This is a genomic window from Streptomyces sp. NPDC102467 (assembly GCF_044765445.1).
Taxonomy (GTDB): domain Bacteria; phylum Actinomycetota; class Actinomycetes; order Streptomycetales; family Streptomycetaceae; genus Streptomyces.
The window spans coordinates 238,700-252,508 of record NZ_JBIWKA010000014.1 but is presented as its reverse complement, the minus strand read 5'-3'; the positions used below and the strand labels follow the sequence as shown (position 1 = coordinate 252,508).

Genomic DNA, 13,809 nt, shown 5'->3' with positions numbered 1-13,809 from the left:
CTGTCTAACCAATTGACAGCGGGGCGGCCGAGTCATGGCCATAGGGCGGGGAGGGTGGGGCAGAGGCATGGGGCGAAGCGGCGTGCGCGGGGAGCGCACACGGACGGACGGCCTCGGTGAACCGGCGGTTCACGCCGGTGAGTCGGTCCAGGACGAGAGACTTCACGAGGACATTTCCGCAGGTGACGGCAGGGATCTCCCGGATCGCACACCACGTGCGGGCCGGCACGGGGGCGGGCGGCCGAAACGGCGCAGACATCGAATACTGCGCTGGACCGCGGGAGTTCTCGCGGTCCTGGTGGTCGGCACGGCGGGCGCCGGCTACCTCTATTACCGACATCTGAACGGCAATATCAAGAAGGACCGACTCAACCTCGGCGAGAAGAAGGTGGCCGAGCCGACGCCGAACGAGGCCGGCCAGACCCCCCTCAACATCCTTCTCATCGGCTCCGACAGCCGTAACACGAAGGAGAATCTCAAGCTCGGTGGGCACAAGGAGAGCGTGGGCGCTCCCCCGCTCGCCGATGTGCAGATGCTGCTGCACGTGTCGGCCGACCGGAGCAACATGTCGGTGATCAGCATGCCGCGCGACACCATGCTGAAGATTCCCAAGTGCACCGATCCCGACGGCAAGGTCTATCCGTCGCCGGGCGCCCTGGAGATGACGAACGAGTCGCTGGGCCGTGGCGGTCCCGGCTGCACCGTCGCCACGTGGCAGGAGCTCACCGGCATTCACATCGACCACTTCATGAAGATCGAGTTTTCGGGTGTGGTGTCGATGGCCGACGCGATCGGGGGCGTGCCGGTCTGTGTGAAGCAGAACGTGTACTCCCACAACAGCGACGGCGCGGGCTCCGGCCTCAAGCTGAAGAAGGGCACCACCTCCATCAAGGGCGAGGACGCCCTGAAATGGCTGCGGACCCGTTACGGGTTCGAGGACGGCACCGACCTGGGCCGCACGCATGCGCAGCACATGTACATGAACTCGATGGTGCGCGAGCTGCGCGAGAACGCGACCCTCACCAACCCCAACCAGCTGCGCAAGCTCGCCGAGCAGGCCACCAGATCGCTGACGGTCGACGAGGGCATCGCCAGTGTCTCCGAGCTGTACGACCTGGCGAAGCAGTTGCAGAAGGTGCCCACCAAGCGCATCACGATGACGACGATGCCGACCGCGCAGTGGCCGCAGAACATCAACCGGGTGATACCCAAGGCGGGTGACGCCGAGCAGTTGTTCACGATGGTGCGCGACGACGAGCCGCTCGACGGCAAGGCGTCGAAGAAGAAGCCCGACCTGACGTCGGAGGATCCGGCCGCGGCCGACGACGCCATCGCGGTGATCGTCCGCAACGGCACGGCCGTGGACGGTCAGGCCCCAACCTCGCGGCGCGCCACGGGAGTTGTGACGGCACTGCAGGGCAAGGGCTTCGCGCAGGCGAAGGTCGACCCGCAGAACCAGCCGGAGGAGAAGACCGTCATCACCTACCCGAGCGCCGACCTCGAAGGTGACGCCCAGGCCGTGGCGAAAGCCGTCGGGCTGCCGCTGACCTCGGTGAAGAAGTCGACCGAGTCGTCGGGCGTGACCCTGGTCGTGGGCGCCGACTGGCGCAGTGGCGACACCTACCCGAAGTCCGCGGCGACGAACGACGGCAAACCCCCGGCGTCCTCCCGTCCCCTGAACGGCGACGACACCGATGCCTGCATGGACATCCAGCAGGGATACACCTGGTAACTGCCCGTTCGCGCGCGACGCTGTGCCCCGCCGGACTCATGTCCCGCGGGGTACAGGGCTTCTGACGGGCCGTCGGGTCAGTAGGAGCCGGTCCTGGTGTTGGCCGAGCCCGCCGCGGAGTCGATCGCGGCCTGGGCGAACGAGGTCAGACCCTTGTCATAGACCATGGGCGTGTAGCACTGGGACTGCCCCTTGTAGATGGTGCAGCCGTACTGGCGGCCGTCGTTGTTGCGGATGATGTAGGCGTGCGCACAGTCGTAGCCGGCGGAGGCGTTTCCGCAGGCGGACTGGGTGTAGTCGAGGGTGAGGCGGGCCCAGCCGGTGTGACACTTGAGGCTGTAGCGCATCTCGATGACGCCGAATCTCACGTTGGCGTTCTTCACGACCGCCGACTGCACCGTCGTCGCGTCACCCCCGCACCCGGCTGCCGTCGGGTCCTGACCGTCGTACGTGTACGCCTGGGCGCCCCCCGTTCCCGCGATCAACGCGAGTCCGAGCCCCCCGGCCACCACACCTGCACGAGCGAAGTTCCTCATCTTGGGACGCACTTCGACCCCTCCTGGACATGCGGGAGAAGCCTGCGGCCGATCGGCCGCAGGCACCTGAGAGTGGAAAGCGCGCACATACGATCATGCGCCTGCGGAGCGGTCAACTGCCTTTTCAGTAAGGGAAGTTGCAGGAGAGGAGCGTGATCCCGGAATCGGCCATACCTCCACGCAATCAAGCCATGAACACGTCATCCCATTGGTTGCGTGATCGTTCGATGATGAGGTCGCCGCGACGATCTCCACTGGTCCGGACGGCTCTCCACGCCGCCCCTTCTGAAAGGCCGAGGTGAATCAATCATGCGCGCACACAGGAAGATCGCAGGTTCAGCAGCCGCCGTGGCACTCGCCGCCGCAGGTCTCACTGTCGCGGCGAGCCCCGCACAAGCCGCGGCCACCGCGTACAACGGCGCCTGCGGCAGCGGCTACAAGGTCATCGACTCGATGAGCGTCAACTCCGGCAGCGGCACGGTTTACCTCACCTACAACAACGGCTACAACTGCGTGGTCACCGTGAACAACCTCGGCAGAACGGCATATGTGGATGCCCGCGTAGAGGTATCCGGTGGAAATTGGCAGGAGGACGAGGGGCGCTACTCCTCCTACGCGGGTCCCGTGTACGTGTACGCCGCCGGCAAGTGCATCGACTGGGGCGGCTATGTCTCGCCCGCCTCGTCGGCCCTGACAGACATCCGCTGGAACGACCACTGCGGCTGAGCCGCCGGCTCCCCGTACGTCAGTTGGCGGCGGTCTGGCTGCGCACCGCCGGCCGCCGCGACGCGATGACCTTCTTCGCGAGCGCCTTCGGGCTGGTGAGGAAGCCCCAGCCCCACGTCATGTGCATCGTGGCGAGGGCGACGGGGATCTGGGCGCGGGCCTTGAGCGGGAGTCCCTTGCCGGCCGGAACGGAGCCCGCGACGATCGCCGCCAGGTAACCGGCGGGGATCACGAAGGCCCACGGGGTGAGGGCGGCGCCGGCCACGATGCCCGCCGCTATCGCGATGACGGCGGTGGGCGGGGCGAGGTAGCGCAGGTTGATGGAGCCGGAGTGGTAGCGGGCGACCACGTGGCGCCAGCGGCCGTAGTCCTTGTACTGCTTGGCCAGCGCCTTCACCGAGGGGCGGGGGCGGTACGAGACCTTCAGCTCGGGTGAGAACCAGATCTGGCCGCCGGCCTCGCGGATCCGGAAGTTCAGCTCCCAGTCCTGGGCGCGGATGAACTCCTCGTTGTAGCCGCCCTGTTGCTCCAGGGCCTCGCGCCGGAAGACGCCGAGGTAGACCGTCTCGGCGGGCTGCGCGGCGCCGCCGGTGTGGAAGACCGCGTTGCCGACGCCGATCTTCGAGGTCATCGCGGCGGCGACGGCCTTCTCCCAGTCGTTGGTGCCCTCGGCGTGCATGATGCCGCCGACGTTCATCGCGCCGGTCTCCTCGATGAGTCGGACGGCGGTCGCGATATAGCCCTGCGAGAGCGCGGCGTGACCGTCGACGCGGACGACGACCGGGTGCCGGGAGGCCTTGATCGCGGCGTTCAGCGCGGCGGGGGTGCGGCCCGTCGGGTTCGGCACCGTATGGACGCGGGAGTCCTCCGCCACGAGCTGCGCGGCGATCTCGTCCGTGCGGTCGGCGGACGGGCCGAGGGCGACCACGACCTCCATCTCGCCGTCGTACTCCTGCGCCAGAATCGCTTCGACGGCCTCGCGCAGATGCCGCTCCTCGTTGAGGACGGGCATGATCACGGATACGGCCGGAGGCTGCGTGTGGGAGTTCGCGTTCATCGTGGGTCACGTTACCGCTAATGGGGGACAGGGGCGCGCGCCGCCCGGCTCACTACCGCGGGCAGGAGATCGTATCGGCCTACGGTGCACGCGTCCCACGCCCGCTGTCGCGGAGGTGTCCCCCACGTGCCCACGCCGCCCCGCTCCCCCGCCCGCCCGGACCGGCCCGCTCAGCTCCGCCGGCCGGCCGAGCCGCTGCGCAGGAAGAAGCCCCGGTGGGTCTTGCGGGTGGCCACGACGTTCTCGGTGACGGTGCTCGCCGCGGCGGGCATCGGGCACGCGCTCGTCTCCGGCCTCGACACCGGTATCGACCGGATCGACCCGTTCAAGGACATGAAGAACCGCCCGGTCGCCGGGCACGGCATGAACGTCCTGCTCGTCGGTACCGACGGCCGCGACAAGATCACCGAGGCGGAGCGGCAGAAGTACCGGCTCGGCGGGTCGCCCTGCCACTGCACGGACACGATCATGATCGTGCACATCTCGGCCGACCACGAGCGCGCGTCCGTCGTCTCGCTCCCCCGCGACTCCTACGCCATGATGCCGCCGCACGTCGACCAGAACAGCGGCGACCAGCACCACGCGCACCCGGTGAAGATCAACGCGGCCTACGCGGAGGGCGGCCCGCAGCTGACCGTCCGTACCGTCGAGAACATGACGCACGTGAAGATCGACCACTACCTGGAGGTCGACTTCACCAGCTTCATGAAGACGGTCGACGTGCTCGGCGGCGTCGAGGTCTGCACGGCCCGCCCGCTCAAGGACTCCTACACCGGTCTCGACCTGGGCGTCGGCACGCACCAGCTGAACGGCGGCGAGGCGCTGCAGTACGTACGCGCCCGGCACACGGACGGCGCGGGCGATCTCGGCCGGATGCAGCGCCAGCAGCGTTTCCTGGCCTCGCTGATCTCGAAGACGACGTCGTCCGGGGTGCTGCTGAACCCGGTCAGATTCCGCGACGTCGCGCGTACGCTGCTCAGCTCGGTCCGCGCCGACAACGGGTTCGGGACGAACGAGATGGTGGAACTGGCGGGCGCCATGCGCAAGTTCACCCCGAAGTCGTCGGAGTTCACGACCGTGCCGATCGGCGACATCAGCTACCCGGTCAAGGGCATCGGCTCCACCGTGAAGTGGGACCCGAAGAGGTCCGAGAGGCTCTTCCAGGCGCTGCGCGACGACCAGCCGCTCGCCGCGCACCGGTTCCGCAAGAAGGCGATCGTCGTCGACGTCTCGCCGCAGCAGATCCGGGTCCAGGTGGAGAACGCGACGATGACGGCGGGGCTCGGCAAGAAGGTCGACACGGCGCTGCGCGGGACCGGGTTCCGGACCAGCCGGGTGCCGGTGAACGCGGACAGCCGTCTCGCGAAGGGGACGGTCATCCTGTTCGACCCGCGCTGGGACCGGTCGGCGAAGACTCTGGCCACGGCGTTGCCCGGGGCGCAGCTTGTGCCTGCGCCGGGGCAGGGGCCTGTGCTGAAGGTCCGGGCCGGGGCGGACTTCACCGGGGTTCGGCGGGTGCGGGCCGAGGATGCGTATCAGGGGGAGTTCGGCGCGGTCACCGGGGACGAGGTGGCTTGTTCCTGACCGTGCGGGGCGCTTGAGCGGGGGTCACGGGGCTCCGCCCCGAACCCCGCTCCTCAATCGCCGGAGGGGCTTGTTCGCTCCCTGAGTTCCTTGATCGCTCGGCGGCGGGCCAGGCGGTGCTGGCGGCGGATCTGGGCCTCCTGGCAGCGGCGGCGGTCGCGGTCCGTCTCCGGGAGCACCGGGGGGACGCTGCGGGGCTTGCCGTCGGCGTCGACCGCCGCGAAGACCAGGTACGCGGAGCCGACCTGCTGCGCGGGCGTCGACTCGTTCCAGCGTTCGGCCAGGACCCGGACACCGACCTCCATCGAGGTTCTGCCCGTCCAGTTGACCTGGGCCTTCACGTGCACGAGGTCGCCGACGCGGACCGGCTCAAGGAACGCCATCTCGTCCATGGAGGCCGTCACGGCCGGGCCGCCGGAGTGCCGGCCGGCCACCGCGCCCGCAGCGTCGTCCACCAGTTTCATGATCACGCCACCGTGCACCGTACCCAGGAGGTTGGTGTCGTTGTGCGTCATGATGTGCGACAACGTCGTACGGGATGCGGAAGTCGGCTTGCCCGGAATGTCGGACTCCGTGCCGTGGGCCTGGTCTGTCATGCCACCCACCATATGCGCGGCTCGAGCACGCGCCGTTTGTGTCAGCTCTGCAACAGCCCTGGTCCGATTTACCTTCCGCCCTTGTAAGGCACACAGCCGTGCACGGCACACTGGCCATATGAACGATTGGCCCGAGGGGCGGAGCGACAGGCAGGGCGGCGGCGGCCGCGGCGGCTACGGCCGTGGCAGCGGCAGCGCGCGCCCCGAGGGCGCACGGGTGATGCCGCATGTGCAGCGTTCCGTCCCGCAGCAACAGCAGCCGGGGTACGACGACGCGTACGGCCAGGGCGGAACGGAACCGTCGTACGACAACGGTTACAACACAGGGCAGGTCTACGGCCAGCCCAGCCGCGGCGCGGGCGGCGGGGACGGCTACGGGCCGCCGGCCGGCGGCCGCTCCGCGCGCCCCGCGCCGAACTGGCGCAAGCGCATCAAGTGGACCGCGATCACCGTGGTCACCGTCCTCGTGGTGACCAGCATCTCCACGTACTTCTGGGCGGATTCCAAGCTCCACCGGGACGTCGACCTGTCCAAGGTCATCGACCGGCCGGAGGCGGGCGAGGGCACGAACTACCTGATCGTCGGCACCGACAGCCGCGAGGGCATGTCCGACGCGCAGAAGAAGGAGCTGCACACCGGCTCCGCCGAGGGCAAGCGCACGGACACGATGATGATCCTGCACGTCGGTGACAACGGGGACACCCTCGTCTCGCTGCCGCGCGACTCGAACGTGACGATCCCGAGCTTCAAGGGCGCCGAGTCCGGCAAGCTCTACCCGGCCACGGGCCGCCAGACGAAGCTGAACGCCGCCTACGCCGAGGACGGCCCCGAGCTGCTCGTACGCACCGTCGAGTCCAACACCGGCCTGCACATCGACCACTACGCGGAGATCGGCTTCGGCGGCTTCGCGAGCATCGTGGACGCGGTCGGCGGCGTCGAGATGAACCTGAAGGACGGCTTCAAGGACAAGTGGTCCGGCGCCGACTTCAAGGCGGGCAAGCAGACCCTGACCGGTCAGCAGGCCCTCGCCTTCGTCCGTACGCGGCACGCGTTCGCCGCGTCCGACCTGCAGCGCACCAAGAACCAGCAGGCGTTCCTCGCGGCCCTCGCCCACAAGGTGGCGTCCCCGTCGACGATCATGAACCCCTTCAAGCTCTACCCGACGCTCGGCGCGGGCCTGGACTCGCTCGTCGTCGACAAGGACATGAGTCTGTGGAACCTGGCGTCCATGTTCATGGCGATGAAGTCGGTCTCCGGTGGCGACGGTGACGGCAAGTCCATGAACATGCCGGTCAGCGGCTCGACCGGCGGCAACCTGGTCTGGGACAAGACCAAGGTCAAGCAGCTCGTCGACCAGTTCAACAGCGACGAGAAGGTGACCGTGACGAGCAGCTGACCGTCACGCGTCGTCCGCTACGTCGATGGGGCCCCGCCGATTCTCTCGGCGGGGCCCCATCGACGTACAAGTGAAGACACGGGTACGGGTTACGGCAGGTTGCGCGCCATCACGATGCGCTGGACCTGGTTCGTGCCCTCGTAGATCTGCGTGATCTTCGCGTCGCGCATCATGCGCTCGACCGGGTAGTCACGCGTGTAGCCGTAGCCGCCGAGCAGCTGGACGGCGTCCGTGGTGACCTCCATGGCCACGTCCGAGGCGAAGCACTTGGCGGCGGCGCCCTGGAAGGTCAGGTCCTTGTCACCACGCTCCGACTTGGCAGCGGCCGCGTACGTGAGCTGGCGGGCCGCCTCGATCTTCATCGCCATGTCCGCGAGCATGAACTGGATGCCCTGGAAGTCGGCGATCGCCTTGCCGAACTGCTTGCGCTCGCGCACGTAGCCCTTGGCGTAGTCGAGGGCGCCCTGCGCGACACCGAGCGCCTGCGCGGCGATCGTGATGCGGGTGTGGTCGAGGGTCTTCATCGCGGTGGCGAAGCCGGTGCCCTCCTCGCCGATCATGCGGTCGGCGGGGATACGGACGTTGTCGAAGTAGACCTCGCGGGTCGGCGAACCCTTGATGCCGAGCTTCTTCTCCGGGGCGCCGAAGGAGACGCCCTCGTCGGACTTCTCGACGACGAAGGCGCTGATGCCCTTCGAGCGCTTCTCCGGGTCGGTGACGGCCATGACCGTGTAGTACTCGCTGACGCCCGCGTTCGTGATCCAGCGCTTCACGCCGTTCAGGACCCAGGAGTCGCCGTCGCGCACCGCGCGCGTCTTCATGCCGGCGGCGTCCGAACCGGCGTCCGGCTCGCTGAGGGCGTACGAGAACATGCCCTCGCCCTTGGCCAGCGGGCCCAGGTACTTCTTCTTCAGCTCCTCGGAGCCGGAGAGGATGACGGGCAGCGAGCCCAGCTTGTTCACGGCCGGGATCAGGGAGGACGAGACGCAGGCGCGGGCGACCTCCTCGATCACGATGACCGTGGCGAGCGCGTCGGCGCCCGAGCCGCCGTACGCCTCCGGTACGTGCACGGCGTGCAGGTCGGAGGCGACGAGGGCGTCGTGCGCCTCCTGCGGGAAGCGGGCCTCCTCGTCGACCGCGGCGGCGTACGGCGCGATCTTCGTCTCGGCCAGCGCGCGGATGGCCTCACGGAGCATGTCGTGCTCCTCGGACGGGCGGTACAGGTCGAACTCCGGGGTGGCAGCCGATCCGGCCAAGGTGACTCACGCTCCAAGCGCTGCTAATTACCGTTAAGTAACCCGAATTTTAGATCTCCGCCCACGCCAGGGATACGTGAGCTGTGCGACAGCGGGAAAGTTGCCCGCTGAGGGGCCTGCGTATGCCCCGGATATGCTCGTCCGGCGCACGCAGCACCGACACCTCTGGAGCTCCGCTATGGCCCTCAAAATCACCGTGATCGGCACCGGGTACCTCGGTGCCACGCACGCCGCGGCCATGGCCGAGCTCGGCTTCGAGGTGCTCGGCCTGGATGTCGTACCCGAGAAGATCGACATGCTCACGCGGGGCGAGGTCCCGATGTACGAACCCGGCTTGGAGGAGCTGCTGCGGCGGCACGTCGCCGGGATCGAGGGCGCCACCGGCCGGCTGCGCTTCACGATGGACTTCGCCGAGGCCGCGGCCTTCGGCGATGTGCACTTCGTGTGCGTGAACACGCCGCAGAAGCACGGCGAGTACGCGTGCGACATGAGTTACGTGGACGCCGCCTTCTCTTCGCTGGCCCCGCACCTGAAGCCGGGCGCGCTCGTCGTCGGCAAGTCGACCGTGCCGGTCGGCTCCGCGCAGCGGCTCGCCGAACTGCTGCCCGAGGGCGCGGAGTTGGCGTGGAACCCGGAGTTCCTGCGCGAGGGCTTCGCCGTGAACGACACGCTGCACCCGGACCGGATCGTGGTCGGCGTCGGCAGCGAGCGGGCCGAGAAGCTGCTGCGGGACGTGTACGCGACGCCGGTCGGCGAGGGCACGCCGTTCGTGGTGACGGACTTCCCCACGGCCGAGCTGGTCAAGACGGCGGCGAACTCGTTCCTCGCCACCAAGATCTCCTTCATCAACGCCATGGCCGAGGTCTGCGAGGCGGCCGGCGGCGACGTCGTGAAGCTCGCCGAGGCCCTCGGCTACGACGACCGGATCGGGCACAAGTTCCTGCGGGCCGGCATCGGGTTCGGCGGCGGCTGCCTGCCGAAGGACATCCGGGCGTTCATGGCGCGGGCCGGCGAGCTCGGCGCCGACCAGGCGCTGACCTTCCTGCGCGAGATCGACTCCGTCAACATGCGGCGGCGCGGGGCGATGGTCGAGATGGCGCGCGAGGCGCTCGGCGGGGGTTCGTTCCTGGGCAAGCGGGTCGCCGTGCTCGGCGCCGCGTTCAAGCCGGACTCCGACGACGTACGGGACTCGCCCGCGCTGAACGTCGCCGGGCAGATCCACCTCCAGGGCGGCCAGGTGACGGTGTACGACCCGAAGGGCATGGCGAACGCGCGGCGGCTCTTCCCGACGCTCGGGTACGCGGAGTCGGCGATCGAGGCGGTGCGGGGCGCGGATGTCGTGCTGCATCTGACCGAGTGGCGGGAGTTCCGCGAGCTGGACCCGGCGGAGCTCGGCGCTGTCGCTTCGGCGCGGGTGATTCTGGACGGCCGCAATGCGCTGGACGCCGCGACGTGGCGCGAGGCCGGGTGGACGTACCGGGCGATGGGCCGCCCGTCGGCCTGACGGCGTTCGTTCGTGGGGCCCTACTTCGCCCGGTAGCGGCGCATCTTCACTTCGCCCGGTAGCGGCGCATCTTCGCTCGGGCGCCGCAGACCGCCATGGAGCACCAGCGACCGCGGCCGGCCGGGCTGCGGTCGTAGTAGGCCCAGTGGCAGTCCGGGGCCTCGCAGCCCTTGAGGCGGTGCCAGGTGCCGTCCGCCCCGGCCTGCGCGATGGCGGCCGCCACCCGGGCGACCAGCGGCGCGCCGTCCAGCGGGGCCAGGGTGGCCGAGCCGTCCCGCTCGTCGACCAGCACGCGCAGCGGGGCCCTCGCGAGCAGTTCGCTCAGCGGGGTCACGGCCCGGTGCGGCGGGTGGCCGGCGTGGGCCAGGCAGGTCGCGCGCAGTGACTCGCGCAGCTCGCGGGCCCTGTCGACCTCGGCCGCCGTGATGCCGAAGCGCTCGCGGACCTGTGTGGAGTCCAGCGTGTCCGAGCCCGTCGTGATGTCGAGCAGCGTGTTCACCAGGTCCTCGATCAGGGCCAGGCCGCCGGGTGCGGGCGCGCGCTCATTCATGGTTGCGACGTTACCTCTTATGCGGGAGCATGCGGTAACCGCGTTACCGGAAGATGCCTTGTAGGGGTAACTCCTGCGAGGCGTCAGGCAACTGAAGGAGTGGTCATGGCCATCGCCAAGTTCGGTGTCGTCGCCCTGGACTGTCCCGAACCACGCAAGCTCGCCGAGTTCTACGGCGCGATCCTCGGCGGCACCGTCACCGCCACCGAGGACGACGGCTCCTGGGTCGTCCTGGAGGTGGCGGGCAAGCAGCAGCTGGCCTTCCAGGAGGCGCCCGGGTACGTGCCGCCGGCCTGGCCCTCGGCCGAGGCCTCGCAGCAGTTCCACCTCGATCTGACCGTCGAGGACCTGGACGCCGGGGAGAAGGAGGTGCTGGCGCTCGGCGCGACCGTGCTCGACAACGAGGACCGCGATCGCAACTGGCGGGTCTACGCGGACCCGGTCGGGCACCCGTTCTGCCTCTGCGGCGCCGGCTAGCGCCTGCCGGCGCCTGCTACATCGTCGCCGTCGACGGCCCGCGGCGCCGCTGCGCCGCCCGTGCGGTGAACTCGGCGCCGCGCAGCACCCGTTGGACGTTGCCCCAGGTGAGCAGGGCGAGGTCGGACTCCGGCCAGCCGCGGTCGAGGAGCTCGGCGACCAGCGCCGGATAGCCGGCCGCGTCGGCGAGCCCCTCGGGGTGCGCGTCCCCGGTGTCGTACATCCCGGAGAGCCCGACCGACTGGGGTCCCGCGATGCGGCGTACGTGGTCGAGGTGGTCCGCCATGTCACGCAGGGCCGGTCCTGTGCGGGCCACCGAGCAGGGCACCAGGCACAGGCCGCGCTCCGCGCCGAGCGCGGCCAGGAGCTCGTCGGAGGCGTTGTCCGGGTGGGCGTTGAGAGCGCGGGCGCCGGAGCGCGTGAGGATCGCGGGAGCCTTGGAGACGGCGAAGGTGCGAGCCGCCGTCGCCTGGGAGGCGCCGGTGAGGTCGATGAGCATGCCGAGCCGGTTCATCTCCCGGACCATCTCTTCGCCGAAGCGCGTCAGCCCGTTCCCCGACGCCCACTGCGCGTCGCCCACCGTGAGGGAGCGCAACCCCAGTGCGTGCAGGGCGCGCAGCGTGCCGAGCGAGTCGCCCGCCGCGGCGGCCGGTGCCGGGCCGACGATGACGGCGATCCGGCCGTGGGCGCGGGCGTCGGCGGTCTCGGAGGCGCAGCGGGCCAGCCGCAGCCCCTCCGGGTAGCGGGCCACGACGCTGTTGACCAGGTCGATCTGTTCCAGCGCCGTGGTGACGGGCCGCTCGTCGGCGATGTGCAGCGCCCACAGCAGAGCGCCGGTGCCGCCGGTGCGCAGCCGCGGCAGGTCCGTCTCCACGGCGCTCTCGCCCAGTTCGAGGTCGTACCAGGGCAGCGTGCGCAGCGTGCCGGGCAGACCGCAGTAGCCGTCCGCCACGGGGTGCTGGGCGAGCAGGCCCAGGGCCGGGGTCGGATCGGGTTCGGGACGCGGGGGCCCGGCCGCCGCGGTGGGGGCGGCGTCGAGCTCTCCCGCCTCCGTCGTGGCGTTCAGTTCGTCCTGTAGGTCTGCCATGGCACGGCTCCGGCCGAAAAGGTGGGGGTCAAGCCTTCGCCACACCGTGACACGGGGACGGCGCCGCTTCGCGGTGAGCGGCGCCGTTCGGGGGACGGCTCAGCCGTCCAGCTGCTCCAGCGTCGCGTTCGACGGGCCGCGCCGTGCCTGGAGGTCCCGCGCCACGTCCTCGGCCGCGCCCAGCACCCGTACCGCGTTGCCCCACGTCAGCTTCGCGAGGTCGGTCTTCGACCAGCCGCGGACGAGGAGTTCGGCGATCAGGTTCGGGTAGCCGGCGACGTCGTCGAGACCGTCCGGGGTGAACGCCGTGCCGTCGTAGTCGCCGCCGATGCCGATGTGGTCGACGCCCGCGACCTCGCGCATGTGGTCGAGGTGGTCGGCGACCGTCGAGACGGTGGCGACCGGGCGCGGGGTCGACTCCTCGAAGGCGCGGTGCAGCTTCATCGCGTCGGGCGAGGAGTCCAGGTGGTGGAAACCGTGCGCGCGCAGGTTGTCGTCGGCGGCCGCGGTCCAGTCGACCGCCGCCTGCAGGACGAACTTGGGGACGAAGGTCACCATCGCCACTCCCCCGTTGCCGGAGAGCCGCGCCAGCACGTCGTCCGGGATGTTGCGCGGGTGGTCGCAGACGGCCCGCGCCGAGGAGTGCGAGAAGATCACCGGCGCCTCGGTCGTGTCCAGGGCCGCACGCATCGTCGTGGCGGCCACGTGGGACAGGTCGACGAGCATGCCCTCGCGGTTCATCTCCCGGACGACCTCACGGCCGAACGCCGACAGGCCGCCCACGCCGGGCTCGTCCGTCGCCGAGTCCGCCCACGCGATGTTGTCGTTGTGGGTGAGCGTCATGTAGCGCACGCCGAGCGTGTACAGCGCGCGCAGCGTGGCGAGGGAGTTGTTGATCGAGTGGCCGCCCTCGGCGCCCTTGAGCGAGGCGATCCGGCCTTCCGCGCGGGCCGCTTCCATGTCGGCGGCGGTCAGGGCGGCCCGCAGGTCGCTCGGGTGGCGCGCGATCAACTGGTCGACGCAGTCGATCTGTTCCAGGGTGGCGCTGACCGCCGCGTCGCCGGTGAGGTCGGTGCGTACGTACACCGACCAGAACTGCGCGCCGACGCCGCCGGACCGCAGTCGGGCCAGGTCGGTGTGCAGGTGGGCGCTCTGGTCGGCGGCGATGTCCCGTGCGTCGAGGTCGTAGGTGACCTGCTCGCGCAGCGCCCAGGGCAGGTCGTTGTGCCCGTCGACGACGGGGAACTCGGCGAGTACCGCCCGGGCCTGCCGCAACGCGTCGTCCGTCATACCGCTCATCGCGCTCAT

13 protein-coding genes are annotated in these 13,809 nt (G+C 69.9%); 6 read left to right on the top strand and 7 right to left on the bottom strand.

The genetic code is table 11. The annotated features are described in order from the left end of the window. Positions 1 to 67: 67 nt before the first annotated feature. Complete coding sequence (locus ACIREE_RS29025) at positions 68 to 1,732, top strand: LCP family protein (RefSeq protein WP_404158288.1); 1,665 nt, start codon at positions 68 to 70, stop codon at positions 1,730 to 1,732. A gap of 77 nt (positions 1,733 to 1,809) precedes the next feature. On the opposite strand, the gene ACIREE_RS29020 is transcribed toward ACIREE_RS29025, so the two are convergent. Then, positions 1,810 to 2,268, bottom strand: a complete 459-nt coding sequence (locus ACIREE_RS29020; RefSeq protein ID WP_404158285.1) for a DUF2690 domain-containing protein — start codon at positions 2,266 to 2,268, stop codon at positions 1,810 to 1,812. A 309-nt stretch (positions 2,269 to 2,577) separates the two neighbouring features. On the opposite strand from ACIREE_RS29020, the gene ACIREE_RS29015 reads away from it, so the two are divergent. After that, on the top strand, positions 2,578 to 2,994 hold the full coding sequence (locus ACIREE_RS29015) for a spore-associated protein A (RefSeq protein ID WP_404158282.1): 417 nt from the start codon (positions 2,578 to 2,580) through the stop codon (positions 2,992 to 2,994). A gap of 19 nt (positions 2,995 to 3,013) precedes the next feature. Here the strand turns inward: ACIREE_RS29015 and ACIREE_RS29010 are convergent, their stop codons facing one another. Then, on the bottom strand, positions 3,014 to 4,051 hold the full coding sequence (locus ACIREE_RS29010; protein WP_404158279.1) for a glycosyltransferase family 2 protein: 1,038 nt from the start codon (positions 4,049 to 4,051) through the stop codon (positions 3,014 to 3,016). Positions 4,052 to 4,177: 126 nt separating this feature from the next. On the opposite strand from ACIREE_RS29010, the gene ACIREE_RS29005 reads away from it, so the two are divergent. Beyond that, positions 4,178 to 5,635 (top strand): LCP family protein, encoded by a 1,458-nt coding sequence (locus ACIREE_RS29005; protein WP_404158277.1) that lies wholly within the window; start codon positions 4,178 to 4,180, stop codon positions 5,633 to 5,635. A gap of 53 nt (positions 5,636 to 5,688) precedes the next feature. On the opposite strand, the gene ACIREE_RS29000 is transcribed toward ACIREE_RS29005, so the two are convergent. Then, the gene (locus ACIREE_RS29000; RefSeq protein ID WP_404158274.1) at positions 5,689 to 6,231 is read right to left on the bottom strand and encodes an acyl-CoA thioesterase; all 543 of its coding nucleotides are present in this window, start codon (positions 6,229 to 6,231) and stop codon (positions 5,689 to 5,691) included. Between the two features lie 118 nt (positions 6,232 to 6,349). Between ACIREE_RS29000 and ACIREE_RS28995 the strand changes: the two genes are divergently transcribed. Next, a complete protein-coding gene (locus tag ACIREE_RS28995) occupies positions 6,350 to 7,627 on the top strand; it encodes an LCP family protein (RefSeq protein ID WP_404158271.1) in 1,278 nt (425 codons plus the stop codon). An 89-nt stretch (positions 7,628 to 7,716) separates the two neighbouring features. Here ACIREE_RS28995 and ACIREE_RS28990 read toward each other — a convergent pair whose 3' ends face one another. Next, positions 7,717 to 8,883 (bottom strand): acyl-CoA dehydrogenase family protein, encoded by a 1,167-nt coding sequence (locus ACIREE_RS28990; protein WP_404158269.1) that lies wholly within the window; start codon positions 8,881 to 8,883, stop codon positions 7,717 to 7,719. A gap of 178 nt (positions 8,884 to 9,061) precedes the next feature. Here ACIREE_RS28990 and ACIREE_RS28985 point away from each other — a divergent pair, with 178 nt between their 5' ends. Then, positions 9,062 to 10,387, top strand: a complete 1,326-nt coding sequence (locus ACIREE_RS28985; protein WP_404158266.1) for a UDP-glucose dehydrogenase family protein — start codon at positions 9,062 to 9,064, stop codon at positions 10,385 to 10,387. Positions 10,388 to 10,433: 46 nt separating this feature from the next. Here the strand turns inward: ACIREE_RS28985 and ACIREE_RS28980 are convergent, their stop codons facing one another. After that, positions 10,434 to 10,937, bottom strand: a complete 504-nt coding sequence (locus ACIREE_RS28980) for a CGNR zinc finger domain-containing protein (protein WP_404158264.1) — start codon at positions 10,935 to 10,937, stop codon at positions 10,434 to 10,436. A gap of 105 nt (positions 10,938 to 11,042) precedes the next feature. Here ACIREE_RS28980 and ACIREE_RS28975 point away from each other — a divergent pair, with 105 nt between their 5' ends. Then, the gene (locus tag ACIREE_RS28975; protein ID WP_404158261.1) at positions 11,043 to 11,414 is read left to right on the top strand and encodes a VOC family protein; all 372 of its coding nucleotides are present in this window, start codon (positions 11,043 to 11,045) and stop codon (positions 11,412 to 11,414) included. A gap of 16 nt (positions 11,415 to 11,430) precedes the next feature. On the opposite strand, the gene ACIREE_RS28970 is transcribed toward ACIREE_RS28975, so the two are convergent. Together ACIREE_RS28970 and ACIREE_RS28965 are read right to left on the bottom strand one after the other, a co-directional pair. Further along, positions 11,431 to 12,501: a membrane dipeptidase gene (locus ACIREE_RS28970; protein ID WP_404158258.1), complete on the bottom strand. Its 1,071-nt coding sequence runs from the start codon at positions 12,499 to 12,501 to the stop codon at positions 11,431 to 11,433. A 99-nt stretch (positions 12,502 to 12,600) separates the two neighbouring features. Next, positions 12,601 to 13,800 carry a dipeptidase gene (locus ACIREE_RS28965; protein ID WP_404158404.1) on the bottom strand — a complete coding sequence of 400 codons (1,200 nt, stop codon included), beginning with the start codon at positions 13,798 to 13,800 and terminating at the stop codon, positions 12,601 to 12,603. Between the last annotated feature and the right edge of the window lie 9 nt (positions 13,801 to 13,809).